At 38.8% G+C, this 23,351-nt stretch carries 22 protein-coding genes and 3 pseudogenes; 6 read left to right on the forward strand and 19 right to left on the reverse strand.

From position 1 onward, the window contains the following. Nucleotides 1–373 precede the first annotated feature (373 nt). Nucleotides 374–583, forward strand: a complete 210-nt coding sequence (locus tag H2672_RS06190; protein ID WP_186670356.1) for a hypothetical protein — start codon at nt 374–376, stop codon at nt 581–583. Nucleotides 584–1,000: 417 nt separating this feature from the next. Here H2672_RS06190 and H2672_RS06195 read toward each other — a convergent pair whose 3' ends face one another. From H2672_RS06195 to H2672_RS06250, 12 genes and pseudogenes are all read right to left on the reverse strand, one after another. Further along, a complete protein-coding gene (locus tag H2672_RS06195) occupies nt 1,001–1,372 on the reverse strand; it encodes an rRNA methyltransferase (RefSeq protein ID WP_186670358.1) in 372 nt (123 codons plus the stop codon). Between the two features lie 31 nt (nt 1,373–1,403). Next, nucleotides 1,404–2,192 carry an LAGLIDADG family homing endonuclease gene (locus H2672_RS06200; protein WP_186670360.1) on the reverse strand — a complete coding sequence of 263 codons (789 nt, stop codon included), beginning with the start codon at nt 2,190–2,192 and terminating at the stop codon, nt 1,404–1,406. Nucleotides 2,193–3,187: 995 nt separating this feature from the next. Further along, a pseudogene (locus H2672_RS06205) lies at nt 3,188–3,580 on the reverse strand (GNAT family N-acetyltransferase); the annotation flags it as partial. Between the two features lie 19 nt (nt 3,581–3,599). Then, nucleotides 3,600–4,130, reverse strand: a complete 531-nt coding sequence (locus H2672_RS06210) for a hypothetical protein (RefSeq protein ID WP_186670362.1) — start codon at nt 4,128–4,130, stop codon at nt 3,600–3,602. Nucleotides 4,131–4,192: 62 nt separating this feature from the next. Beyond that, nucleotides 4,193–4,897, reverse strand: a complete 705-nt coding sequence (locus H2672_RS06215; RefSeq protein WP_186670364.1) for a hypothetical protein — start codon at nt 4,895–4,897, stop codon at nt 4,193–4,195. A 179-nt stretch (nt 4,898–5,076) separates the two neighbouring features. Then, entirely contained in the window at nt 5,077–5,364 is a 288-nt protein-coding gene (locus H2672_RS06220; RefSeq protein ID WP_186670366.1) for a hypothetical protein, read from the reverse strand. 151 nt (nt 5,365–5,515) lie between these two features. Beyond that, entirely contained in the window at nt 5,516–6,556 is a 1,041-nt protein-coding gene (gene fni, locus H2672_RS06225; RefSeq protein WP_186670376.1) for a type 2 isopentenyl-diphosphate Delta-isomerase, read from the reverse strand. A 55-nt stretch (nt 6,557–6,611) separates the two neighbouring features. Then, complete coding sequence (locus H2672_RS06230) at nt 6,612–7,943, reverse strand: plasmid pRiA4b ORF-3 family protein (RefSeq protein ID WP_255485507.1); 1,332 nt, start codon at nt 7,941–7,943, stop codon at nt 6,612–6,614. Between the two features lie 614 nt (nt 7,944–8,557). Then, nucleotides 8,558–9,067, reverse strand: coding sequence for a hypothetical protein (locus H2672_RS06235; RefSeq protein ID WP_186670380.1), 510 nt, complete (start codon nt 9,065–9,067; stop codon nt 8,558–8,560). A 50-nt stretch (nt 9,068–9,117) separates the two neighbouring features. Next, nucleotides 9,118–9,375, reverse strand: a complete 258-nt coding sequence (locus tag H2672_RS06240; RefSeq protein WP_186670382.1) for a hypothetical protein — start codon at nt 9,373–9,375, stop codon at nt 9,118–9,120. Further along, nucleotides 9,336–9,557: an ATP-binding cassette domain-containing protein gene (locus H2672_RS06245; protein ID WP_186670390.1), complete on the reverse strand. Its 222-nt coding sequence runs from the start codon at nt 9,555–9,557 to the stop codon at nt 9,336–9,338. The genes H2672_RS06240 and H2672_RS06245 overlap by 40 nt, the downstream gene beginning before the upstream one ends. Before the next feature lie 32 nt (nt 9,558–9,589). Further along, nucleotides 9,590–9,985, reverse strand: a complete 396-nt coding sequence (locus tag H2672_RS06250; protein ID WP_255485508.1) for an RNA polymerase sigma factor — start codon at nt 9,983–9,985, stop codon at nt 9,590–9,592. 396 nt (nt 9,986–10,381) lie between these two features. On the opposite strand from H2672_RS06250, the gene H2672_RS06255 reads away from it, so the two are divergent. Further along, nucleotides 10,382–10,819, forward strand: coding sequence for a hypothetical protein (locus H2672_RS06255; protein ID WP_186670394.1), 438 nt, complete (start codon nt 10,382–10,384; stop codon nt 10,817–10,819). A gap of 105 nt (nt 10,820–10,924) precedes the next feature. Here the strand turns inward: H2672_RS06255 and H2672_RS19910 are convergent. From H2672_RS19910 to H2672_RS06265, 3 genes and pseudogenes are all read right to left on the reverse strand, one after another. Further along, a pseudogene (locus H2672_RS19910) lies at nt 10,925–11,076 on the reverse strand (IS1595 family transposase); the annotation flags it as partial. Nucleotides 11,077–11,132: 56 nt separating this feature from the next. Further along, the gene (locus H2672_RS06260; protein ID WP_186670395.1) at nt 11,133–11,567 is read right to left on the reverse strand and encodes a GNAT family N-acetyltransferase; all 435 of its coding nucleotides are present in this window, start codon (nt 11,565–11,567) and stop codon (nt 11,133–11,135) included. 618 nt (nt 11,568–12,185) lie between these two features. After that, nucleotides 12,186–12,884 (reverse strand): annotated as a pseudogene (locus H2672_RS06265) (HAD family hydrolase). A gap of 144 nt (nt 12,885–13,028) precedes the next feature. On the opposite strand from H2672_RS06265, the gene H2672_RS06270 reads away from it, so the two are divergent. From H2672_RS06270 to H2672_RS06285, 4 genes are all read left to right on the forward strand, one after another. After that, a complete protein-coding gene (locus H2672_RS06270) occupies nt 13,029–15,356 on the forward strand; it encodes a TOTE conflict system archaeo-eukaryotic primase domain-containing protein (protein WP_186670397.1) in 2,328 nt (775 codons plus the stop codon). Between the two features lie 209 nt (nt 15,357–15,565). Beyond that, complete coding sequence (locus H2672_RS06275; protein ID WP_186670399.1) at nt 15,566–16,837, forward strand: glycoside hydrolase family 18 protein; 1,272 nt, start codon at nt 15,566–15,568, stop codon at nt 16,835–16,837. 91 nt (nt 16,838–16,928) lie between these two features. Then, nucleotides 16,929–17,324, forward strand: a complete 396-nt coding sequence (locus H2672_RS06280) for a YuzC family spore coat inner layer protein (RefSeq protein WP_255485509.1) — start codon at nt 16,929–16,931, stop codon at nt 17,322–17,324. Nucleotides 17,325–17,580: 256 nt separating this feature from the next. Then, entirely contained in the window at nt 17,581–17,967 is a 387-nt protein-coding gene (locus H2672_RS06285; protein WP_346267674.1) for a hypothetical protein, read from the forward strand. Nucleotides 17,968–18,108: 141 nt separating this feature from the next. Here H2672_RS06285 and H2672_RS06290 read toward each other — a convergent pair whose 3' ends face one another. From H2672_RS06290 to H2672_RS06305, 4 genes are read right to left on the reverse strand one after another with little or no spacing between them, the layout of a single operon-like run. Beyond that, nucleotides 18,109–19,686 carry an FAD-dependent oxidoreductase gene (locus H2672_RS06290; RefSeq protein ID WP_370569613.1) on the reverse strand — a complete coding sequence of 526 codons (1,578 nt, stop codon included), beginning with the start codon at nt 19,684–19,686 and terminating at the stop codon, nt 18,109–18,111. Continuing rightward, nucleotides 19,683–20,171, reverse strand: coding sequence for a (2Fe-2S)-binding protein (locus H2672_RS06295; protein WP_186670401.1), 489 nt, complete (start codon nt 20,169–20,171; stop codon nt 19,683–19,685). The genes H2672_RS06290 and H2672_RS06295 overlap by 4 nt, the downstream gene beginning before the upstream one ends. Further along, nucleotides 20,168–21,004 (reverse strand): FAD binding domain-containing protein, encoded by an 837-nt coding sequence (locus tag H2672_RS06300; protein WP_186670403.1) that lies wholly within the window; start codon nt 21,002–21,004, stop codon nt 20,168–20,170. The genes H2672_RS06295 and H2672_RS06300 overlap by 4 nt, the downstream gene beginning before the upstream one ends. Continuing rightward, nucleotides 21,001–23,346 (reverse strand): xanthine dehydrogenase family protein molybdopterin-binding subunit, encoded by a 2,346-nt coding sequence (locus H2672_RS06305; protein WP_186670406.1) that lies wholly within the window; start codon nt 23,344–23,346, stop codon nt 21,001–21,003. The genes H2672_RS06300 and H2672_RS06305 overlap by 4 nt, the downstream gene beginning before the upstream one ends. Nucleotides 23,347–23,351 lie beyond the last annotated feature (5 nt).

Here is a 23,351-nt window from a genome sequence, read left to right on the forward strand (position 1 = left end):
TGGCGGTTTTATTAGCTTGTCTTTTTATATTACTTTAAAAGATGCGAGAATGGCGTTATTTATCGTTCTAGCAGTCGTTGTTGTAAAAGATATGCCTATATGGAATAAAGGCGTTCTAAACAAGGTTTAAGAGGTACAGAGCGTATCGTGTATCCTTTTGTTTGCGGAAGGGAGGTCACACAAGTTTGCTATCACCCTAAATGTTTGTGAGTATGGATGTATTTTTGCTTTATCAACACACCTGATATCTTCCATCTGTTTAATTGAGTGCCAGCTTATGTTATAATGAGGAACTTAGGATATTTTAGACTTTTCCTGCAAATTGAACGGATGCTAAAAAGCCTCCGCCACCAAAATATGGAGGTGTAAGAGAATGAGTAAACGATGGACGATCGATAAAATTAAAGAATTTGTTGAGAAAAATTCGGAAAGTAAGTTGTTAACAACGGAATATCATGGTTTTTCTCAAAAGTTACTTTTTAAATGTGCATGTGGTAGCAACTTTGAAAAAACATTTACGAAATTTAATACGAATAACCAACGTAAATGTGACGTATGCCAACCGCCAAAAGAGGCACGATAACGAATAAACGAAGTGTCGATTTCTTTAAAAGAGAAGTTGGCACTTCGTTTATTTTATAGTGGGAATATAAGTGGCTTACTTGGTAGGGTGCGCTTTAGAAATAGGTGCTTTTTTTTTGTTACTTATCATCAACGTTATTTAACATAATCTTTTTTTAAGAAGATGAAAACGATTGAAAGTTAAAAGGATTAGTTAATGTTATTAGATGTTGGATGAAATAAGTGACCACAAATGGATCTATAGGATTTTGTACAGTTAAATTCGCCAAGAAAGTCTAATTAGTTCAGATTTTCTTGGCAAAGTACAAATTTCGATTTTATCTCACTGTTTCAAGTATACTCATTGAATGAAACGCAACTTCCGATAATATATATTATGGTCGGGGCGTTCTGTGGAATAGAGTATTTGAACGACCTATTACTCTATCCTGTGTTTATAACTACTAATTTTGCTGTTTTCAATATCGATAAACCCCACACTATATTCAATGACATCATTGATAAATAAGTTATGCTCTTTAGCAAATTCCTTCGTACTTTCTAATAACTCCTTGTCATAAGTCGTTTTATATTGAATCCGATCTTTAGGTCTAGACTCTTTATTAAATGAAATAATGCCTTGCATTAAAACTGTTTGTAATCCACTCTCAATTAGATAGTTGACATGTGTATTATTTTCATTAGCCATTATTTTTAAAGACTCTAAAATTGATTCACTAATATTTGTTCTAAATTTAATTCTTGAAACATCAGTCGTATGAATTAAACTTCCATCTACAAGCTTCCACATAATTAAAGCACTCCTATCTAAATTTCCAGTTTTACTGATAATCTATCCGTTGTGACATTCGTTGTCTTTTGTGAAAGATAAAATTATCAGTTGCTGCATTATTATATATAACTTCCGCGAGTTTTGGAAGTTCATGTTTACCTTTTACCCAAATACGATAAATAGGATTTCCAGCCGGACTTACTGTTATTGTGATATCTGAATGTAATTGCCATGATTGAAATACGGAAAAAAGCCCAGCTGCAAAATCCTGACTGCCTGATGTGACATTCATAACGTAACCTGTTTTTTGCACCCAGCCATCCCCATCAATAACACCTCTTACAAATGACGCTAAATATTTTTCAGGCACACTTGGAAAAGGAACTCTTAATGATTTATTTGCAATTACCCCCATAATTTCAAGTTCCTTTTTAATCTCTTTAGAATTAATGATTAAAGTCGGTGTGGTTTTTGTTGGACCAGTAGTTGCAAACACGTAGTCTGCCTCCATGTACTTGGCAATCAAACGAAGGATACGTTCATCTTTTTGGGAGAAATAGATGCTAGGGATTTGTTTATTCACATGTCCATCTGTCACGAATAAACCTAACACCCATGCCATTTCATGTGTCCACACCTTAAAGTAGTCTTCATTCACTTTATGCTTTCGGGGTTGACCAGAGTATTGTTCTCGATTCATTAAAACCCCATGCTTATACATCACACCCCGAATTGCCCGATCAGATAGCCCGACAATTGGCCCCATTTCTTTAAAAGACATTCCACTTTTGTACAATTTAATAATGATTTCGTCCGTCATACCTGGATTTCTCGGCATAGCCTTCACTTCCCTTCTATTGGCTTGATAGATGAGCCCCTTCTTATAATTGAACGATTTTTCGTTGATTAAATTAGTTGTATGTATTTATTGATTCCAAACCCGTAACAAAATATGCTCATTTACAGGGTTAAGAACTAATGTTCTGTCTGGGCTATGTATACCCAAATTGTGAGTTTTTATACAAAAGAATCTAAAATAACTTTTTTACTTGGACAATGTAGCGTGATTTTGATTTAAATATCGTTTTGTTTCCGAAATTAATTTCAATCATGGTTTCTCACCACTCGATTCTATATCTATATACGAGAACATATGTTCAACCATCGTAAATTTGGCACTTAAATTTATATAACCCCATATATTCCATTACTGAAATCACGTATGCTATTGATTTTTCCGCAATGAATAGTCGTACAAACCAATGTTTTCGCCTGCAGTAGGATCGCTATGCTATAAGGAAACATTTCGTCCGTTTTATCACCACATAATATACAGGCACACCTCTAACCCGATGTATTTGCCCAAGCCATGTTATATACATACCGCCTTGTAATCTACAATAATTTAGTTCCCATTTGAATAAAGGTCTGCCTATTCTATATAAATCACAAAGAAACAACAGCTTTCGCTTCCGCCGCCGCCTTATCATGAATTTGTATACCTGCAGGCCTTGTAGAACGTCCAATTCCACGTAATAGGCCCCAACAGCCTTTTTGGAGGTTGCCTGCCTATATGAGCTTGTACGTGGGTCTGTAACGAAGATTTAACGTCATTTGAGCACCTAGTGAGTTAAAACCTTCAAAACTTCCATTTCCTCAACAATTAACTAACTTTCGATCTCATTAAGCAATTGTTTTTTCTACCGCCGTTAGGTCACTTTGCGTTTTTGATTTGCGTTCTTTTAATTCGCTGCTTTAACAAACGCTTACCGCATTGTACGACATTCCTTATTAAGCTTCTTCTCTTCCGCCGCCATTTGTATTTCCTCATTATTACTTAGTATCTATGTAGTCAATATTGAGATCTGCTTTTATGATTGAGTACATATATAAATCATCGAATTTACCACAAGTAAATTCATAATGTCTCAGTAATCCCTCTCTTCTAAAGCCTTGCTTTTCTACTAGCTTTTGTGACGGGAGATTAGCAGGTTCAATCAAAGCCTCAATTCTTTCTAACTGAAAATGTTGATAGCCATGCTTAACAACGGCTTCCAATGCTTCACTCGCAATCCCTTTACCCCAGTAATCTTTGCTTAATTCATATCCGACTTCAGCTCGATGATGTTTGGTTAGCATATTAAGAAAGCCACAACTTCCTATAACCTTTCCAGAATCCTTTAGTGTAATGCCCCATCTAATTCCTGTACCTTCTTCGTATACAGTATCATTTTAACGAATTACCTTATGAATAATCTTGCATCAATTCGTTCGAAATCTTCAAAGCTTCGGTCCTATTAGCAGCAGGAGCTGTTATCATTTGACCATTTTCAGATGTCCAACCACGATTAGATAGGTCCGTCTCATCCTTTTGAAATATGGCGATGGTAACTTCACTAAAGTTACTGTTCGTATAAAGTACCCCATAACCATATGTGCCTGGACGTCCATTTTCGATATAACCATATACGATGGGGCCTCCACCGTTATCTAGAAACTTAATTTCTAACCCTCTTTGGACTTCTGGTACTGGTATCTTCTCGCCATCTATATCAATGGTTCCTTTGAAGGTTTTGGAACCTGTGAGACTATGCTGCAGCTTCCCATCAATACGTATAGTTATGGGCTTCGTAAAATGATTATTTTCGGTGCCTAGCTGATACTTTACCCCTTCTAAATTAACCGTATATTGTTTCGGCAAAGTTTTGAAACTAAGGATTACACCGAACGTAACGGCAATTAGCAATGGAATCATGAAAAATTTGTTCTTCAACAAATAGCACCTCTCCTTTGTCAATCACCGTTCATTAAATAACATTTATCCGCTCCAGATTACACCTATATTCTCTTAACATCTAAATTCCCTTTCGGATAAATCTCAAATTCATTACCCGAATTAATGATAATAATTTGATCGTTTGATAATGTAATCTCAAGTGGGAAGATCATAGATTTTTTATTCGAAAACAGCCATTTCCTGCCAGGCTGAGTTAATAATAAAAATATCCCGTTCTCTTTTTCACCCATAAAATTAAGCCCATCCCTGTTTACTTTTTCATTGTCACGTTCGTGTACATCAATTTCATTTAGCTGATTGCTTGCATGTATCGAGTCATTCACGGTTAAACTCATTTCACTGATGTTAAAAATACTTTTAATAGAAAAAGGTTTTGAACTTTCTTCTGATACCGAATGTCTGGCGATAAATTCTACGATATTGCCTGCAGGGTCATAGAAATACAGAGCATGAGCATCTAGATTTTCAAAATAAACTTCATCTTCATTATCTTCGACAGCTAGTTTTACTCTTTCTTTTGTCCATAATTTTGCTTCTTTAAATTTGTTGGCTGGAATGTTAAAGGCAAAGTGATAAAAGGGATGATCTACTGCTTCACTTTCTATAAACTCTAACTCACTATTACCAGTCGCAATTCGAAACCTACTCTTATCCTCAATTAGTAAAGAGAATCCCAAAATGTCGATATAGAAATTTTTCATTTGTAGTACATTTTGTGTGTATAAAATAACTTGTTTAATTTCCACTGGATCTCAAAACCTCCTCTAAAATGAATACTTGAATTTGGGTAAACTGTTTTCTGAAAAAGTTTAGACAAGCCCATCTGTCGTTCCACTCTTCATTCTATTACTTTCAAGTTCGCTGAGATTAATATCCGTATTATGTTGAAGGTACTTGACTATACTTTCGACTTTTAATAAGTCAGTCACTTTGTTTCGCTCCTCGGTGAGTTTAGATCAATTACTTTTTCATAAATGTTAATTGGCACTTTAATTTCCTGCGTTACTCCTTTTAAACCATCATAAATAACATGTTTTACACTAAATTTATCAATGGTTATTTCAATTAATTGGTTTTCCGAACTATTCCTTAAACTAATGAGTTGTTTTCCATCCTCATCCTCTTTAATTTTAATATCATGTCCGGCTTCAAAATAGCTTTCTAGTATTTTGTATTTTTTTCGTTTAAAAAATCCCTGTATTTTACGTAACATCATTCATCCCCCTAACACTATTACAACTTCCTTTACGTTTTGTATTTGAATAAAGTTTCATTTTCAAACAATGAAAAAGTCGTCTTTACATCATGTAAAGACGACTCCAATTCATTATTTGATTAGATTGAGTTAAGGGCATTTAAATGCTTTAACGTACGTGAGTCTGGTAACTGACCCGATCCGTCTCTCTCAACTCTTTCAATGAAGCCGCTCCAATGCCGAACATCGTCATCCGAAGTTCCAATTCTCTTGTTTCCATCACTTCCAGGACATCCTCTGTAGACAGTGTCGCTTCCTTCAGAATTGACCTGCCGAAACCAACGATATCCGCCCCAAGTGCAATCGCTTTTGCTCCATCTAGGCCAGTATGCATTCCGCCACTTGCGATTATCGGTTGCTTATCAATTTTACCCCTTACTGAAGTAATGCATTCGACTGTTGGGATACCCCAATCACTGAACGCTTCAGCTGCTTTTCTCTTTACTGCAGATGTTGAACGGAACTTTTCGACCTGACTCCATGATGTGCCGCCTGCCCCCGCTACATCGATAAAGGATATGCCTACATCGCATAATCGCTTAGCAGTGGCCCCATCGATTCCCCACCCGACTTCCTTCACACCAACTGGCACTTCCAACTCACTGCAAAGTCGTTCTATTTTCTCCAATAAATCTTTGAAATTCGTATTCCCTTCCGGTTGAATCACTTCCTGAATACTGTTCAAATGAAGAACGAGTGCATTTGCCTCAGTTATATCAATAATTCGCAGACATTCATCTACACCGAATCCGTAGTTAAGCTGAACTGCACCTAAATTAGCGATTATCGGGATGCTAGGAGCATATTTTCTTACTTGAAAAGAGGATCTATGTTCCGCACTTTCAATCAGCGCGCGCGTCGAGCCCAAAGCCAATCCCCAGCCTCTTTCCTCCGCAGCTTCGGCAAGATTCCGATTAATTGTTTCTGCAAAAGCCGCCCCGCCTGTCATGGAACTGATTAAAAAGGGTGTTTTGCAATCATGCCCTAAAAATGTAGTATCAATTGATAGATCATTGAAATTAATTTCAGGCAATGCATTATGAAGGAATTTGACCTTTTCGAAGCCGGTTGTAATCGTATCACCTGTTACGTGCTCATTCAAAGTGATTTGAATATGCTCTGATTTCCTTTGGTTAATTGCTCCAGTCATTTAGAAACACTCGCCTTTCCCCTTGAGATTAATGATAACTCATTAGTCTCTTTATTTAATAGCAATCATCATCGTCAGTGTATTGCTCTGGCGCCTCTCCCTTTACCTCTTGCACATAAGGATTAAGTATTTGTTTAGCATTCTCGTTTATGCCATCCACTTCTATTGCAAATGTCCATTCGTCACCATAATCGTAAATATACAGAAACTTTTGCTTGGTGGAAAGACCAATAGCTCCAATTTGTATTTTCGAAGCATCCGCGTGACCAAGGTCATCATTAGGAGATGCGATACAATCATGTGACCATTTTTCACCATCCATGAAAAAAGAATACAGATGGTCATCGTCAAATTCAAATGCTTTGATAATGATTTGATGTAAATCATCCATTGTATGCTTAGCTGATAAAGTAAGTTTTCTCCATATTCCCTTTGTTAGTGAAACCTTAAAAGTGTAACTACCATCAATGAAATTCTTTCGGTTTCTAGGCAAAGTACGTATCAATTCATCTTGGGGAAATAAATCTGTAAACGGCTGGAAAAATGGCTGGGCGCTTTGATCCTCTTCTACATTCAATACTAATCGATCAAAGTCTTCGTCGGATAAAACCCCGCCAAATATGTCTTCTAATTCCGAACCGGGTATAGCATTGAACTCTCCATTTTCCCTACGGAACGCGATATTCCATGCACTTACATTTCGCGAAACAAGTAAAATAGGCATCATATGAACACCGAACTGCGTAACCTCAATCTTATTGGCGTAATATACACTTTTGCTATCACGTTTTTCTTTACGTTCAAAGTCCTCTTCACAAATCCATAAACCGAGCCACTCAAAATAGAGATGGAAGTAATACCAATCATATGTACAGCTCGCGAGCATCTGCCCAACATCGGTTTTTGGGTTCTTTATTACCCAATTGCGTCCGGGCTCTTCCCGACCTAATGCAGAAAATACTTCAGATAGTCTTATAGCTATGCAATTATGTTGTTTATCCTGAAGTTTCGCCCAATTCACATCGGCCCAAAACGTTTCGAGTAAAAAGAAGTATTTTTCTACATCTGTTAATTCCCTATACAAATTCATTCTTTCTGTTTCCTTCAGTTGGAGCGGCCCCGATTTAACCGACACCTTCTCCAGCAATCGTCCACTTAAAGCTAAGTGATAGATGAAATGGATGAAGGGATAATAGTCCTGTTCAGTGTACGGCGTCCAGTCCTCCGCCATCACAGTCATACGTTCATTAATCGCTGGAAGATGCTTTCGTGATATGTACTCTTTTGTTTTTGTCAGCTGAACTACATGTCCGCTAATATAGCTAACAAACTCATCCAAATCAGCTACTAAGTTTGTCGGAATTTCTTCATTATTCATAGCGTTCATTTTTATAACCCCTCTTCCCATTGGATTAGATAGGATTTGTATGGTGCCAATGGATAATCTCTCCGACGATTTCCAATCCTTTTGTTTAATTATACAATTTACCCTCTCAAAGTTGTTCTTTCTATTTAAATTTCAAATTACTTTTTAGAATCATCATTATTTTACGGACAGCGGCATATAACCTGTGTAATCATTTTGAATCCAGATGGGCGTCAATTTTTCATGCCATTTCATCCTCTTTCAGTCAACCTCATTTTACCATTAGTAAATCATATTTCTACAAAACTATTCTTTTAAATCCTACGATTAGATTATTCAAGCAGAAAAGGAAGCCTAATGATGCATGAGGCTTCCTTTTCTCATCTTTTTTTCATGCATGGCTCCAGTTACAATACAATATCCCTCTTTTTCTCCCTTCTCCAAAGATAAATGATGCTGAAATGAAGGCAACTTCATATTTGAACACTCCTATACTTTAATTAATCATCCCCAGAACTATTCGTTGCGATTCTTGTTCCTAAATCGTCCCTCTTGAATGACATAAGACTATACTAATACGGGGGTTATATTAGGGTGGAAATAGATAAGGTGCGAGTTGTATTTGGACATATGCACTAGCGAGGTCTAATATATATAGAAAATATATACACGAAATATGCTTTCGCCGCATTTCCACTCAGTCCGGTTTCCGTTATTGTCGCTTCCGCAACTTTTTTCAAATCAATGCGCGCATAGTTACCATCAATGTCGCTCGCCATGCCCACGTACATTTCTTTCAATTGCAGTTGTTCGATGAACCGCCAGTCACTGTCCTTATAAAGCTCACGATTTTCATAATTTAATCCATCGAGGAAATCATAGACACTTATGAATTCCTGCCCTGTAATTTTTTCTAATTTTACAAGGTCAACTTGAAAATCCTTCTCGAATTGATGCAACGACTGGTCCGTAATTTCCCTACCGTACTTTTCAACTAACTGGTTCGTGACCTTCAGCTCCTCTTTGAAGTATGAATTATTCACAATCACGAAAATGTTGAATGCTGTAAATAGAAGGAGAAGCCCGATAAGTACCGGTGACGACCACGCTTTTTTGCATTCATTCCCTACGATTTGCGGATCCATCACACATCCACCTGTATCTCGTCTCAGTATTCATATAAAAACACATCTTCTTACTGTGCAGATAAGTGTAGCCAGTTTGCCTCTACTTTCCCTTTATGGATGAAATGAATGACCATCAATCCCTGATCCTGCTTTTCTGATAATAAAACATATTGTTTCCGGAACGATTCCATTTGTTGATAGGGAATCGTCGTTTCAAAGACATGACCATCTAATGTTGCGCAAATGTTTTCGACTGAATCTTTATAAAGTAACTGCTGATTTTTGATCATAATGATTTCATTGGCAATCGTTTCGACATCTGACACGATGAACGTTCTTTAGGATCAAGTCCAGCTGTCGGTTCGTCCAAAATAAGGATCATCGGGTCATTTGACAGTGACTGGACAACCCTAACACGTTGAATCACCACTCCGGAAAACTTCTCCATCTTTTTATTCGTGACCTCACTCAATGCCACTTGCTCCAACAACTCATCAATCTTCGCCAAAGCTTCTTTTTTCCCAATGCCTTTTAACGCAGCTAAATTGTGCGTTCATCCGGCATTGGGCTATGAAATTTTTCTTTATTCATGATGAACCTTCTCCATTTCTTTTCAAATCCTTTTCGAATTCGTTTCAAAGCCGCATAGTATTTCGTTTTCACCGTCGACAGCGAAATTGTTTCGATGGATGCGATTTCTTGAAACGTATAGTCCCCTAATAGTTTGAGCCGGACAAGTTGCTGTGAACTGGCATCTAGCTCATTGACAAGCACTGTAACTCTTTCAAAGTCTTCTTTGTACTCGAGCGAAACCGTCATATCATGCTCATCTTCAAAGTCGTAATCTTCGATGGACTGGACGAGCCGGTTAGATGTCAGCTTGTACCCCCAAGTCCGGAACGCCGCCTTTTGATTATCGTAATTGTGAATCGACATCAGTACACTGATAAATAGTTCCTGCGTGAGATCAAGCGATAACTCCGTATTGAGCATTTACTTGTAAATAAAGGCTTATATTTACTTGTTATATTTCAAAGCAATTTCATTCCCCGCTGTGCCGCTGCCATTTCTCTTTATCCTGTTAATCCACCGCTTTTCATTTTCCATAGTCCACTACGTGCTTCCTCAATGTTCATTTCTATCCTATCAGCATATCCGTAAACCGTTTGAAATTAGTTTGACATTTTATTAATAAAGTAAATATTCACACCACTGCTCATAAGTGATGTGGCGAAAGTTCAAGTATTAGCATTTTATGGTAAAGTAGTAACGTAACGATACAAATTATTAAGACCATATATCTCAAATTATGTATTAGGTGGTGAATAGATTATGAAAAATATTTCTTGGTTAAAGGGTCATATTTGCGGTGTTTTATTTTCATTCATTACTGCATTGTTATTTATGCTTATAGTACAAACCTTGGCTGGTGAAATAACTTTATTCTGGGGTGAAAGTTGGTTGTATTTCTCAGTAATAATTCCTTTTGCAATTACCTTTGCAGTATTAGGGGGATATTTTCACAATAAAAACGAAGTCTCCAACAAAAAACTTTGGCTCATAAGTCTTTTAAGTGCATTTCTTGTAACTTTATATAGTGGAACGATAGGTGCAATTTTCGGCGAAACTATCGTTAGAGGTGGTATGAAAACGATAAACGTTGAAGGCACATTGATTTGGGGTACAATCTATGCTTTTATTTTACTTCCACTTACCACACCATTCGCAAGATTTCTGATAGGCATTTTTCATAAAATTATCAGAAGATAGACAACTGATTTATTAAGATCAAACTGACTTCTAATAGGGGGTCTTTTTTATGCACTTATTATTGTTTCGCCAGTTGTATGGCGTGATTTCATTTCCCTTCATTTACTCACGAAAGAAGGTTTCGTCACTTTCAACGATACCTTGTAGTTTATTAAAGCCCTGGCTTCCTAATACGTTCACGATTGTATGCTCCAGTAAATTGTCGTAGAGATATAGATTTGCAGGCAATAGGCTATTTCGGAAGTGTATAGTGTATAGTGTATAGCCTACTGCCTTCCTTTAGTGAGCCGACCATCCTTGAGTCAAATTTCTATCATAATGACTTTTTAAAAACATAACTCACTTTGTCATACTCCATTTTATCTTCATAAAATCGATGTGCGTCTGTTCGCTGCAAGCCTGATGACAGCGCAACACTTTCATAGCCGTTGTCTTTTGCCCATTTATGGACATAGGTAAGTAGCTTCTCCCCATACCCGCTAGACCGTTTCGTGGTATCCGTCACCAAGTCACAAATCCAAATGAACCTACCATAATAAAGTGTGATCATTGGCTTAAAACCGATTACTGCAACGATTTCTCCTTCACTTTGTAAGGCGAACAGTTGGTAGCGATCTTTCTCTTGTGCCTCATAGACTAATTCCAAATATGTATCTTCATCCAAATGTGTTCGTAACTGTTTCATAATCGGGTACGCTTCAACAATTTCGTCACGTGATTGAAGCTCTTTAATCGTTAATTCATTCATCACTGCAACTCCTTTTTTCATAAATATACCATACGCTTTCATCACGGTAGAATTAAATAGTTTTCCGAGCTTTTTCAAAAGTACCCATATACAAAAGCTTGCCCGAATCAAACACTTGAAGATGAGGCCTTCAAACGTATTATGAGAATAAGAATAGATTAGAAATACCGCTTGGTGTGTTAACACCAAACGGTCAATGTAGTATGCAGGTTCCCTTCAAGGGGATTAGCATCAGGTATAAAATAATTCATCCTAATTGAGCAGTTAACTCAAGGATGGGTTATTTTTGTTATTGGTAAAATTAGAGTATCACTATAATTAATGCTTCAAATGTAAGCCTATCTATCTCTGCAGTTTTTGCATACCTTAATGATTTCTCTCGCATCCGTTTTATGATTGTACAATAACTTAATTCTATTTCGATCACACATCGGACAGTCTCCTCTTCCTTTTGAAGGGAGCTTTTTCAATGCTTTTCCTCGGTTTCTTTTCGCCATGACCATCCACCCCCAGAGTGAAAATTCATCTTTCTCTTTATCTAATGATGGTCTGGGAAAATCATATGGGTAATTCAATAAATTATTTATGAAAAACTTTTTTGACTAGTAGCTGTTACGACTAGGGAATCCGATAATAGCCAAATCCAGTCCTTTTTTTATTGAGGCTTTCTACGACTGTAGGTATTTCCATTAAATCATGCACGATGAAACCTGTATCTACAACTTTCCACTGGGAATCCTTTTTCCAAGCCGCAAACATCCCTACATTGTGAGATGCTTTCACATCATTTACTATATGATCCCCGACAAAAAGGCTTTCATTTGCGGATACATTAAGTTGCTTTAACACCTTCTTGAATATTCGAGAATCCGGTTTTTTAATACCTTCCGTTTCAGATATTAAAATCGTTTCAAAGTAGTCTTTAATACCAAGCGCCATTATATTCTCCATCTGAAACTGCTCTTTCCCATTACTAATAATCCCTAGGATAATCGATTGATTTACGAGTGTTGTCAACATTTTATGAAGGTTAGGAAATGGAACGCAATGCTCTTTAAAATTATTCACATAATCCTGAAGTAATTGTTCCCAGGTCAGCCCCGTTATATTAAATTCTGCAACCATTCGTTGATAAACTTTATCTTTCCAGACGTATCCTCGGCAATCTAACTCAATAAACCTTGAAATATACTTCTCTTTTCGGATATGTCCCACGCTTTAATTTAAACGTCCATACTGGAAATGAATAAATCTTTCTACAGATGCATCACGATCTAACAAAGTTCCATCAAAATCAAATAGCACCGCTTTAATCATTCCTGCACCTCAACTCCCTTATAGTTCGTTGCATAAATTCTGGTTACATTCATCAATCTAATTATACAATACTTGAAGATTCAGTGTTTAGAATGTAAAGTGGGTTTATTAATGGATTAATAAATTAAATAAGGGGTGTTCACTATGGACCTTCAATTACAAAAAGCGTTAGCTGAATGTGATCATTTACGGAAAGAGAATGAGTATCTAAAGCAATTCATTCAGCAACAATTACCTGGGAAACTAATAGAAGAAAATGTCCTTAATATACATAAAAAAGTTACAAATAAATCAGAACCGCTTGATAAAATTAATCTGTTTCGGAATTTATTCAAAGGTAGATTAGACCTTTATGCGAAACGATGGGAATCTAGAAGTGGTAGATCCGGTTATGCGCCCGCATGTTCAAATGAATGGAAGCCAACTATATGCAAAAAACCGGAAATAAAATGTAGTCAGTGCCAGCATCGCAAACTAACTCCTCTTTCAGATCAAGTTTTCTATGATCATTTAAGTGGGAAACAAACGATTGGTCTTTATCCCCTTTTGCAAAATGAAACCTGTTGGTTGTTAGCAATTGATTTTGATAAGAAAAATTGGAATCAAGATGTCCTTGCCTTCGTAGAGGTATGTAGAGCAATGAATGTTCCATTTAGTATTGAGCGTTCCCGTTCAGGTAACGGTGCCCATGTATGGATTTTCTTCCGAGAAGAACTATCTGCATCTCTTGCGCGGAAACTTGGCATGGTCCTACTCGAAAAAACATTGGCCTCTCGATTTGAGATAGGCCTTGATTCTTATGACCGTCTCTTCCCTAGTCAAGATACACTGCCAAAAGCAGGTTTTGGAAACTTAATTGCACTGCCCTTACAGCATCCTGCTCGAACAAAAAACAATAGCGTTTTTGTTGATGAAACGCTTCAAGCTTATCAAGATCAATGGCTCTATTTATCATCTGTAATAAAAATGAGTAAAAGCGACGTTGAACGATTGATTAGATCAATCCAAACAGATGCTCTAGTCGACAATCATCTTCAACAAACCCTTCCTAAAAAGGTAACTGCCTCTTTAAAGAACGGTATTCATTTTCCAACAGACAGCCTTCCCTCATCACTGCTTTCGAAATTCACTGAACTGGCGTCTTTTAGCAACCCAGAGTTTTATAAAGCCCAAGCTAACCGTATGTCTACATACGGTCTTCCCAAAGTAATTGATTGTACTTCACAAGATTCCCTTCAATTTATACTTCCAAGAGGATGTCTAAGCGGCGTTAAAGAGACGTTAGAAACGTACGATGTCCAATTTGAACTTATAGATCACCGTTTTGAAGGAAATCAAATCGATGTAACTTTTCATGGTACCCTTACTTCACAACAACAAGAAGCCCTGCAGAATCTACTTAGTAACGATAATGGAATCCTTTCTGCAGCGACTGGTTTTGGAAAAACAGTAACTGGTGCCGCCTTAATAGCAGAGCGGAAAATTAACACGTTAATCATCGTGCATCGCACACAACTTATGCAACAATGGATTGACCAATTATCTGTTTTTTTAAATGTCCCAAAAGAAAAAATTGGTCAAATTGGTGGTGGAAAACAGACTGCTACAGGGGGAATTGACGTGGCTACAATTCAATCACTAAACTCCAAAGGTCAAATTAATTCCGCTGTTACACAATATGGTCAGATTATTATTGATGAATGTCATCACCTTGCCGCCTATAGTTTTGAACAAGTTATGAGAAGTGTTCGTGCAAAACACGTATATGGTTTGACTGCAACACCTATTCGGAAAGATGGTCTACATCCAATTATTGCTATGCAATGCGGACCGATTGTTTATAAGACAAACGCGAAAGTACAGGCGAAAATCCGTCCATTTTCCCACCGATTAATTCCTAGATTCACTGAGTTCCAGACAGGATCAATGACAATTCAGGATATCTATACGGAATTATCCAATGACGATAATCGAAATCAATTGTTGTTTAATGACGTTCTTCTCGCATTGGAGGAAGGTCGAACCCCATTAATTTTGACAGAAAGAATTAAACACGTAGAAGTCTTGCAACAGTTATTTAAAGGGTTTGCCAAAAATATAATTGTTCTTTCGGGAAGTGTAAAGAAAAAAGAGCGAGAACAATCATTAACAAGGTTAAATGAAATTACGAATGAGGATGAAATGCTAATAATTGCAACAGGTAAATACATTGGTGAAGGATTCGATTATTCACGACTCGATACTCTGTTTTTAGCCATGCCCGTTTCCTGGAAAGGTGTTTTGCAGCAATATGTCGGTCGTTTACACCGGAATCATCCAGGCAAGCAAGAAGTTAGAGTTTACGATTACGTGGATCAACAAGTTGACCTATTAATGAAAATGCATGGAAAACGCCTAAAAGGATTCGATTCAATGGGGTATACAACAGCTGATGAGGCTATCGCTGATTCAGAACAAATGAGGCTATTTTAGATCAGAGTGCTTTCTGATCGATTATTATCAAATTTCATTTTTGTCGCATATACTTTTTCGCTTACATAAAAAAAGACCAAACTTCGACATATTTTAATTTGTCGAAGTTTGGTCTTTTTTTATAACCTGAGAGGTAATCACACAATCAATAATATCCCCCGTCCATTTTGAATATCATAAAAGAGATGAATATACGAGGAGAGACCTATATGCAAATTCATGTAGTACATCCAGGGGAAACATTATGGTTGATTGCACAACGCTACGGCGTCACAGTCAACCAAATTGTGACTGCTAACCAATTGGAAAGTCCAAGTAAACTAGTAAGTGGGTTGGCTCTAGTCGTTCCAACACCTTCCCAGACCCATAGGGTACAACCTGGTGAAAATTTAACGAAAATTGCACATCGTTATGGTACAACAATCAAAGAAATTAGTGAGACGAATCAAATTCAGGATCCCAATCTGATAATATCTGGAACTATTTTAACCATTCCCGTCCGAAAACCAGTTATTGATGTGAATGCTTACACAATTAATACAGGAGAAACAGGTGCTAGGGAAATTCAAGAAGTAGGCCAGTATTTAACCTATTGGATGCCTTTTGTCTATTCGGTACGTGAAGACGGTGGACTAACTTCCCTTGACGATACAGCCATGCTTCAATCTGCTACTGCCGAAAGAGTTGTTCCTGTAATGGCCATTACAAATTTCAGTGCCACGGCTGCCGGATCTAGTCTTGCACATACAATCCTTGCAAGTACCGATATCCAGGATGTTTTATTAACCAATATTTTAAAAGTCATGAAAGAAAAAGGCTATCAGGGATTAAATATCGATTTTGAAAATGTGTTTCCGGCCGACCGTGAAAACTATAACCAATTTTTGCAACGTGCAGTGGACCGCTTGCATCCGGAAGGTTATTCCGTCTCATCAGCCCTTGCCCCGAAAATAAGCGGTGACCAAAAAGGTTTATTATACGAAGCACATGATTACGCAGCACACGGAAGAATCGTTGATTTCGTGGTATTGATGACCTATGAATGGGGTTATCGATTAGGTCCTCCGCAGGCAATATCACCGCTAAATGAAATAAAAAAAGTGCTAGATTATGCTGTCACCGTTATCCCAAGAAACAAAATCTTGTTTGGTTTTCAAATCTACGCGCGCGACTGGTTGCTTCCCCACGTGCAAGGACAAGAGGCGGAAACATTCAGCCAGCAGGAAGCAATCCGCCGGGCCATTCAGTATGGGGCGACCATTCAATATGACCCAGTAGCGCAGTCCCCATTTTATCGATACACCGACGCGGAGGGGCGTAACCATGAAGTCTGGTTCGAGGATGCCCGTAGTGCACAGGCTAAGTTTGATGTGGTAAAAGACTATCATTTACGCGGAATCAGTTACTGGGTTCTTGGTTATCCACTTCCACAAAATTGGTTGTTATTGGAAGACAACTTTACTATCCGGAAAAGACGTTAGAATTTCATTATCGATCCATCAAATAACCTTAACCGCACAGTGTCACTGAACATAGAATAGGATACCCGATACTTGGAATGGAGGCACTCTTATGGACTATAACCCTTATCCACACTGGGCTTATCCTTATTCTAATCTACGGTGGCTGTACAACGAGCAGTTACAACCACAGACCGTTTTAAGACCACCAAGTCCTTTTCCATCTATAAATACGCAAGTATTGAATACTTCGGCACTAAGATTTCAAGAGTTATTAAAACAAGCGGATTTGTTAGCAGGCAAGATTGCTAACTCTAAAGAATTTGCACATGAGTTAATGGAAGCAGCACAACTATCTAATACAAAAAAGGTAGAGGAATTAATTGTTTCAACAGGCGTTACATTAAAAATCAAAACATATTTTAGTCCATCTGGAATTCGGATTGAATTAAACAACGCTGAAAATGAAGGTGGTTGTTGTAATTTACTCATAAAATTACAGTGGTAGGATACGGTATTTCCTTCGAATTCTGGACTAAAATCACGTGAACTAGCTATAAGTTGGAACAACCCATCTCAACGAGCCTTCAACTCAGGGATGGGTTATTTTTATGTCATTTTGAAATGTCTAAGCCGGCCCTGCAATCCTTGATTAATGCGATTCAACACCATCTAATCGAATAATAAAGTGGGGATTTATTCTAAAAAAATTTTAATTGGACAGACTGTAGAAAAGCAGTAATTTTAGCGAAGGAGAAATCAATGTGAAAAAGCAAAGCGAACAACAAGGGCAAAGCTACAAAGAACAACAAATGAAACTGCAACAACAGCAACTGAGGGAAAACCAATCGCAAATGGAACAACAATTTGACACTAAAAAGAAACTAGCAATGCAAGCCATGCAACAAGCTGTTCAAACACTCCAACAAATGGCTTCTATGGCAGATCTGCAATCATTGCAACAAGCGCATCAACAACTTCAACAAGCGATTCAGCAGGTGAATTATATGCAAGGGATCTCGATTACACAATCCACGACTGCCGAGCAACTGCAATTGGAGCAAGTGCAGCAACAAATTGAGCAAGCAGCACAAAGCCTTCAACTTATACAATCCCTAAACAGTGGCAATCAAAGCTTTAAAAAAGGCTAAGCGAAAACGTCCACGACTTTCCAAAAGAAAGTCGTGGACGTTTATTCATTTGTAGAAATGTCACCCCATTTCAACAGGACATGACAGTTGACGATAAATCCTGGTGTACAGCAGAAAACCACGACCACAGGAAGTTTACCATCAATAACCCGAATCTTCGGATGTAAGGTTATCAATCATTTTATAATCATATTTTTGTAACGGTTTTTCCGCTGGACCTTCAATCACCTCGCCTGTAAATGAAAATCTGGAACCATGACACGGGCAATCCCAGGTACGGTCGCCATTGTTCCATTCGACTTCGCATCCGATGTGAGTGCAAGTTGTATCTACGATATGCAATTTACCCTTATCGTCTTTGTAGGCACCTTTTCTATGTCCGTCCAAAGTAATAACTGCGCCTTCCCCCTTAGATAAGTCTTCAGGGGTCGTTTTTGGTGTATCAAGCTTTCCTTTAATTAATTGCCCAACAACGTTAGCGTTCTCCACTAGGAAGTTTTTCAAACTTGGATGCGCATAGAACCTAGAAGGTGTGTATAATTTCCGGAAAATGTTCTCTTTGCCTAAAATCATATCCCGGAACAACAATGCAGCTGCAGTTCCATTTGACATTCCCCATTTTCGAAAACCTGTAGCAATCAAGATATTCGGTTGTCCGGATGTTAATTCACCAATATAAGGCAATTTGTCTAGCGTTGTTAAATCCTGGGCCGACCATCGATAAACAACTTTTTCGAGTCCAAAAACTTCCTCACCAAAGCTCTCCAATGCCTTGTAATGTTCCATCGTCTCTATTCCTTGACCGGTTTTATGATTTTCACCAACAATGAGCACTATTTCTTCTCCATTAACCGTTACAGAACGAAGTGAACGTGTTGGCTTATCCGCACTGATATAGATTCCGCCTGGATATTTCTTATTCGCTTTGACAGCCAGGGCATAGGATCGATCAGCGTGCATTCTTGTCGAATATAGCCCAAGTCCTTCATAAAACGGAAAATGGGAACAAGAAAGAACGTGATTGGCTGTGATGCTAGGCCCCCCCTCACCGGTAAGTACGACTGGTTGTTCTCCAGTTTCAATATTCACTGCAGTTGTGTTCTCAAATATAAGTCCACCTTTGTCTGTGATAAGTTGAATCAGGTGAACTAGATATTTGGTTGGGTGAAACTGTGCTTGATTTTTCATAACAAGCGCTTTTTTTATATCGATGTCGAAAGGAATACTATCAACCAATCCTCCCTCAATCCCAATCTTTTCATAGGCTTCCGCTTCTTTCTCAACCTTGCGCGCGTATTTGTCCGAAGTGGCGTATATGTACGCATCCTGCGTGCTAAAATCGCAATCAATCGTATGTTGGTCCACAGTTTCTTTGATGAAATTTAGTGCTTGGATATTTGCTTCATAATATAAGCGTGCATTGCTTCTTCCAATATTATGAATGAATTCATCGTATATTAAATCATGTTGTGCAGTGATTTTGGCAGTTGTGTGGCCTGTTGTTCCGTTCAACACTTTTCCGGCTTCTATAACAGCGACCTTCAAGCCTTCATTAACTAAAAGATAAGCGGCCGTAATCCCTGTAATACCTGCCCCTACGATTACGACATCAACATGTATATCCTCCGCTAAACCCGGAAACTCCGGGAATTTAATATCCGTTCTCCAATAGGACTCGGTATGGGGCGGCAACTTTCCATTTTCATTATTTTGGGTCACAATATATCCTCCATTTCTATATTTAACAGGCTATTTACGGCGTTTTTTATCTCCTGATACCCTGTGCACCTGCAAAGGTTGGATTGCAACCATTCTTCAACAACCTCATCCCCGGCGTTTGGGTGATTGGTTATAAGGGCGTGACAATTGACGATAAATCCTGGGGTGCAATAGCCACATTGAATCGCCCAATTATCAACAAAGGCCTTTTGAACGGGTGAATCCAAAAGTCCCTCTATTGTTGTGATTGGTTGATTCACCACTTCAATGGCCAACGAAAGGCAAGATTGTGTAGGCTCCCCGTTCACAAGCACTGTGCAGGCCCCGCAGTCCCCGTCTTCACACGCGCGTTTTGCACCGGTTAAACCGAGTTCCTCCCTTAATGTATATAAAAGGGTATCGGCAGACCGTACAACCGCCTCCTGCGTCTCCCCATTGACATGTAATTGAATCACCGTTTTAGACGTTCCATTTTTTGTAATCATGTTACCCTCTCCAATTCACTCAGCGTATCCAATAAAACATTTCTTAACACAAAGGCACGGTACTTTCTCGACGCTTGAATGTCATCCACAATTTCTGATGGCAGATGGGCAAGAACTTTCTCAACTCTTTCGTTCTCGGGGAGAGAGGAATCATTTACAATCATCTCAATCTCTGCGGACCGAAAAGGATAGTCACAAACTCCGCTAAACGCGATCCGAATCCGGTTATCCTTTACGATTGCTGCAACGGAAACAACTGGATAACCTACCTTAGAGATTTTCGTTCTTTTCAGGCTCATATAAGGCAAGTCAATATAAGATGTGTCTATTATAATTTGAAGAAGGACGTTTCCAGAATTAAGTTTCATTTTTTTGTTAAAAACAGCGTCCAAAGAAGCAATCTCTTCTTCACTTCCCTTCGCTATTTTCACTTTAGCATCTACTAATAAAAGGGGTAAAACACTTTCCTTATAGATCAATTCGCTCTTCATATTCCCGCCAATTGTGATTTTATTTCTCGATGTATGATCCGCGATTTTCTTCACAGTCTGCCCCAATAAAGGAAATAGTTTCGAATCCGTAATCTTATTTAATGACACCGCCGCCCCAATAACTAATAGATTGCCACTTAGTTCCAACACATTGCATTCAGGAATTCCTTTAATATCGATAACTGCATCTGCACGTAGTTTATTTACCCGTGCAAAGGTAATAATCTCTGTACCACCAGAAAAATACATGGCATTTTTCCCTTGTTCGCGAAACATGTTAAACGTCTCAACAGCCTCCGCTGCGGAGGAAGGTTTACAGTACTCAAAATCAAACGCAATCATTGGTTATTCACCTTCTTTGTCTTCCATATGAATTCAGGAGTAAGCGGCAAGTAGTTTAATTCCACTCCGGCTGCAACGGATAGACTACTCGCTAGGCAGGCGGGGGCCCCAATCACACCATATTCTCCGATTCCGCGAGCACCATAGGGACCATCAGCTGCTGGAGATTCGATAAATTCAACAAGGTATTCCGCTGGTTGTTCCCAGTAGCGCAACATTGGATAATTTCGAAGCCCCGCGTTTTGAATGACACCTTGTTCATCAAAGATAAACTTTTCACTAGTCGCATAACTTAAGCCCATATGCATTCCGCCTCGCATTTGTTGTGTTGCCGTCATCGGATTAATTATGGTTCCTCCGTCAAGCACCGTGACGCCTTTTAAAATCGTATACGTAAAATCACGGGTATTCAATTCGACTTCCACTGCCTGCACACCAACAGACCACCATGGACCCGGTTTTCCAAAGCCCGTTTGTTGATCCATCGGTGTTAAATGCCGTTGAATATGTTTCCCTACCCCGACAATTTGCCCTTCGATAGAATGTCCACTTGGATAGGTATAGCCTAACGAAATATCTTTCATTTCAACTCCGAACGTTGGATCTGATTTCAAATAAACTCGACCGCCACCGACATCTAAGTCTTCTGCGGAACATTGTAAGACGATAGAGGCAGTTTTCTTTAATTGTGCTAGCGCGTTTTCAGCTGCTGAAATTACCGCACGTCCCGCTAAAAAGGTTGAACTGCTGGCGACGGTTCGCCATTGATGGGGGTCATATTGTGTATTCACTTCCATCGTTACGTGGATTTTATTCATTTCCATTCCTAACTTTTCTGCAAGAATTTGGGCAAGAATCGTTTTTGTTCCTTGTCCTAGCTCAATTGCAGCACAGTTTAAATTCACACTGCCATCTGCTTCAAAAGTTAAAATAGCCCCGGCCTGGGCGTTCGTTGCCGTTGTTGATGTTTTCCAAAACAAGCTGATTCCTTTCGCTCGTACTTTATTTTTACCGCTATCGATTCTTTGGCCCTCATCCCACCGAATAAGTTCTTTTGCTCGGTTCACACATTTCTCCACGTCACCGATATTGTTAGCCGTCAATACGGTTTGAGTTGGCGAAGTGTCACCTGGTTTTATCCCATTGATGATCCGTAACTGAATGGGGTCTATGTTTAATTGTTTAGCAAGTTGGTCCATCGTTCTCTCCACCGCAAAAGTAAGTTCCGGATGCCCATAGCCTCTAAAAGAAGTGGCAAAAGGATGATTCGTATACATACAATACGAGTCGCACCAGACGTTCGGTATATTATAGGGGCCTGTACAATCTAGGGCCGCCGCTCTCGTTATTCCCGCCGCTTGATCTGAATAAGCACCTGAATCGATATGATACGTATATTTTCCGGCAACCAATTTCCCTTCCTTAGTGACCCCAAGTTGAACCGTCGCATCAAGGCCAATACGGCAAGGAGCAGTAGTCATATCCTCTTCCCGGTCAAACTCCAGCTTCACTAATTTACCGCCTACTGCTTTCGAGGCTAAATAAGCGAGGGGCTCTAACTGAATGGTGCCCTTTCCTCCAAACGCGCCACCAACCATCGGAATATGAACCAAAATATTGCCGACTTCGATATTGAAGAATTGATTGAGTACTTTTTTTATCGTATATGGAGATTGACTACAGGTATGGACAATGACCTTACCTGCCGGATTGATTTCCACCCGCACACTTCTTGTTTCGAGTGCGACATGATCCGAAAGGTTGAAGGAATAGCTTGCCGTAATTGTTTCCTCACTAGTAGCCCACGCAGCCTCGAAATCGCCTTTACGAATTTTAATATGACTTCCTATATTCGTTCCAGCCTTAGGATAGACATCACTAATGATTTTCGTATAGTGTTCGGCGTTTTCATGAACAAGGGGAGCATCACTTTGAAAAGCTTGTTGAACGGAGTTCACTACGGGTAGAAGTTCGTATTCGACTTTCACTTTCTCGGTTGCTAATTTTGCCTGATGTTCGTGATCAGCAACAACAATTGCGACGGGTTCACCGTAATAACGTACTTTTTCGAATGCTAATGGGGGACGGTCCGCTAGAATAGGACCAATATGGAATGGGAAAATTTCGCCCGTAACAATTGCACGCACTCCGGGCATTTTCCATGCTTCAGTTGTGTCAATGGATGTAATCATTGCATGTGCTTGTGTGCTTTTCACAAGTTTCGCGTGCATTAGACCCGGCACTGAATAATCCCCAACATATCTAACTTTACCCGTTGATTTTTCTACCGCATCAATTCGTTGTTCAGGTTTTCCAACCGTTGTCCATATTTTATTCGTCATACATA

This window comes from Sporosarcina sp. BP05 (genome assembly GCF_014282005.1).
Taxonomy (GTDB): Bacteria; Bacillota; Bacilli; order Bacillales_A; family Planococcaceae; genus Sporosarcina.

What these genes read in the sequence shown, in the direction of transcription:
- H2672_RS06190 (WP_186670356.1), top strand. Translation starts at nt 374, where the DNA reads ATGAGTAAACGATGGACGATCGATAAAATTAAAGAATTTGTTGAGAAA.
- H2672_RS06195 (WP_186670358.1), bottom strand. Translation starts at nt 1,372, where the DNA reads ATGTGGAAGCTTGTAGATGGAAGTTTAATTCATACGACTGATGTTTCA.
- H2672_RS06200 (WP_186670360.1), bottom strand. Translation starts at nt 2,192, where the DNA reads ATGCCGAGAAATCCAGGTATGACGGACGAAATCATTATTAAATTGTAC.
- H2672_RS06220 (WP_186670366.1), bottom strand. Translation starts at nt 5,364, where the DNA reads ATGTTACGTAAAATACAGGGATTTTTTAAACGAAAAAAATACAAAATA.
- fni (WP_186670376.1), bottom strand. Translation starts at nt 6,556, where the DNA reads ATGACTGGAGCAATTAACCAAAGGAAATCAGAGCATATTCAAATCACT.
- H2672_RS06230 (WP_255485507.1), bottom strand. Translation starts at nt 7,943, where the DNA reads ATGAACGCTATGAATAATGAAGAAATTCCGACAAACTTAGTAGCTGAT.
- H2672_RS06235 (WP_186670380.1), bottom strand. Translation starts at nt 9,067, where the DNA reads ATGGATCCGCAAATCGTAGGGAATGAATGCAAAAAAGCGTGGTCGTCA.
- H2672_RS06250 (WP_255485508.1), bottom strand. Translation starts at nt 9,985, where the DNA reads ATGTCGATTCACAATTACGATAATCAAAAGGCGGCGTTCCGGACTTGG.
- H2672_RS06255 (WP_186670394.1), top strand. Translation starts at nt 10,382, where the DNA reads ATGAAAAATATTTCTTGGTTAAAGGGTCATATTTGCGGTGTTTTATTT.
- H2672_RS06260 (WP_186670395.1), bottom strand. Translation starts at nt 11,567, where the DNA reads ATGAATGAATTAACGATTAAAGAGCTTCAATCACGTGACGAAATTGTT.
- H2672_RS06270 (WP_186670397.1), top strand. Translation starts at nt 13,029, where the DNA reads ATGGACCTTCAATTACAAAAAGCGTTAGCTGAATGTGATCATTTACGG.
- H2672_RS06275 (WP_186670399.1), top strand. Translation starts at nt 15,566, where the DNA reads ATGCAAATTCATGTAGTACATCCAGGGGAAACATTATGGTTGATTGCA.
- H2672_RS06280 (WP_255485509.1), top strand. Translation starts at nt 16,929, where the DNA reads ATGGACTATAACCCTTATCCACACTGGGCTTATCCTTATTCTAATCTA.
- H2672_RS06295 (WP_186670401.1), bottom strand. Translation starts at nt 20,171, where the DNA reads ATGATTACAAAAAATGGAACGTCTAAAACGGTGATTCAATTACATGTC.
- H2672_RS06300 (WP_186670403.1), bottom strand. Translation starts at nt 21,004, where the DNA reads ATGATTGCGTTTGATTTTGAGTACTGTAAACCTTCCTCCGCAGCGGAG.
- H2672_RS06305 (WP_186670406.1), bottom strand. Translation starts at nt 23,346, where the DNA reads ATGACGAATAAAATATGGACAACGGTTGGAAAACCTGAACAACGAATT.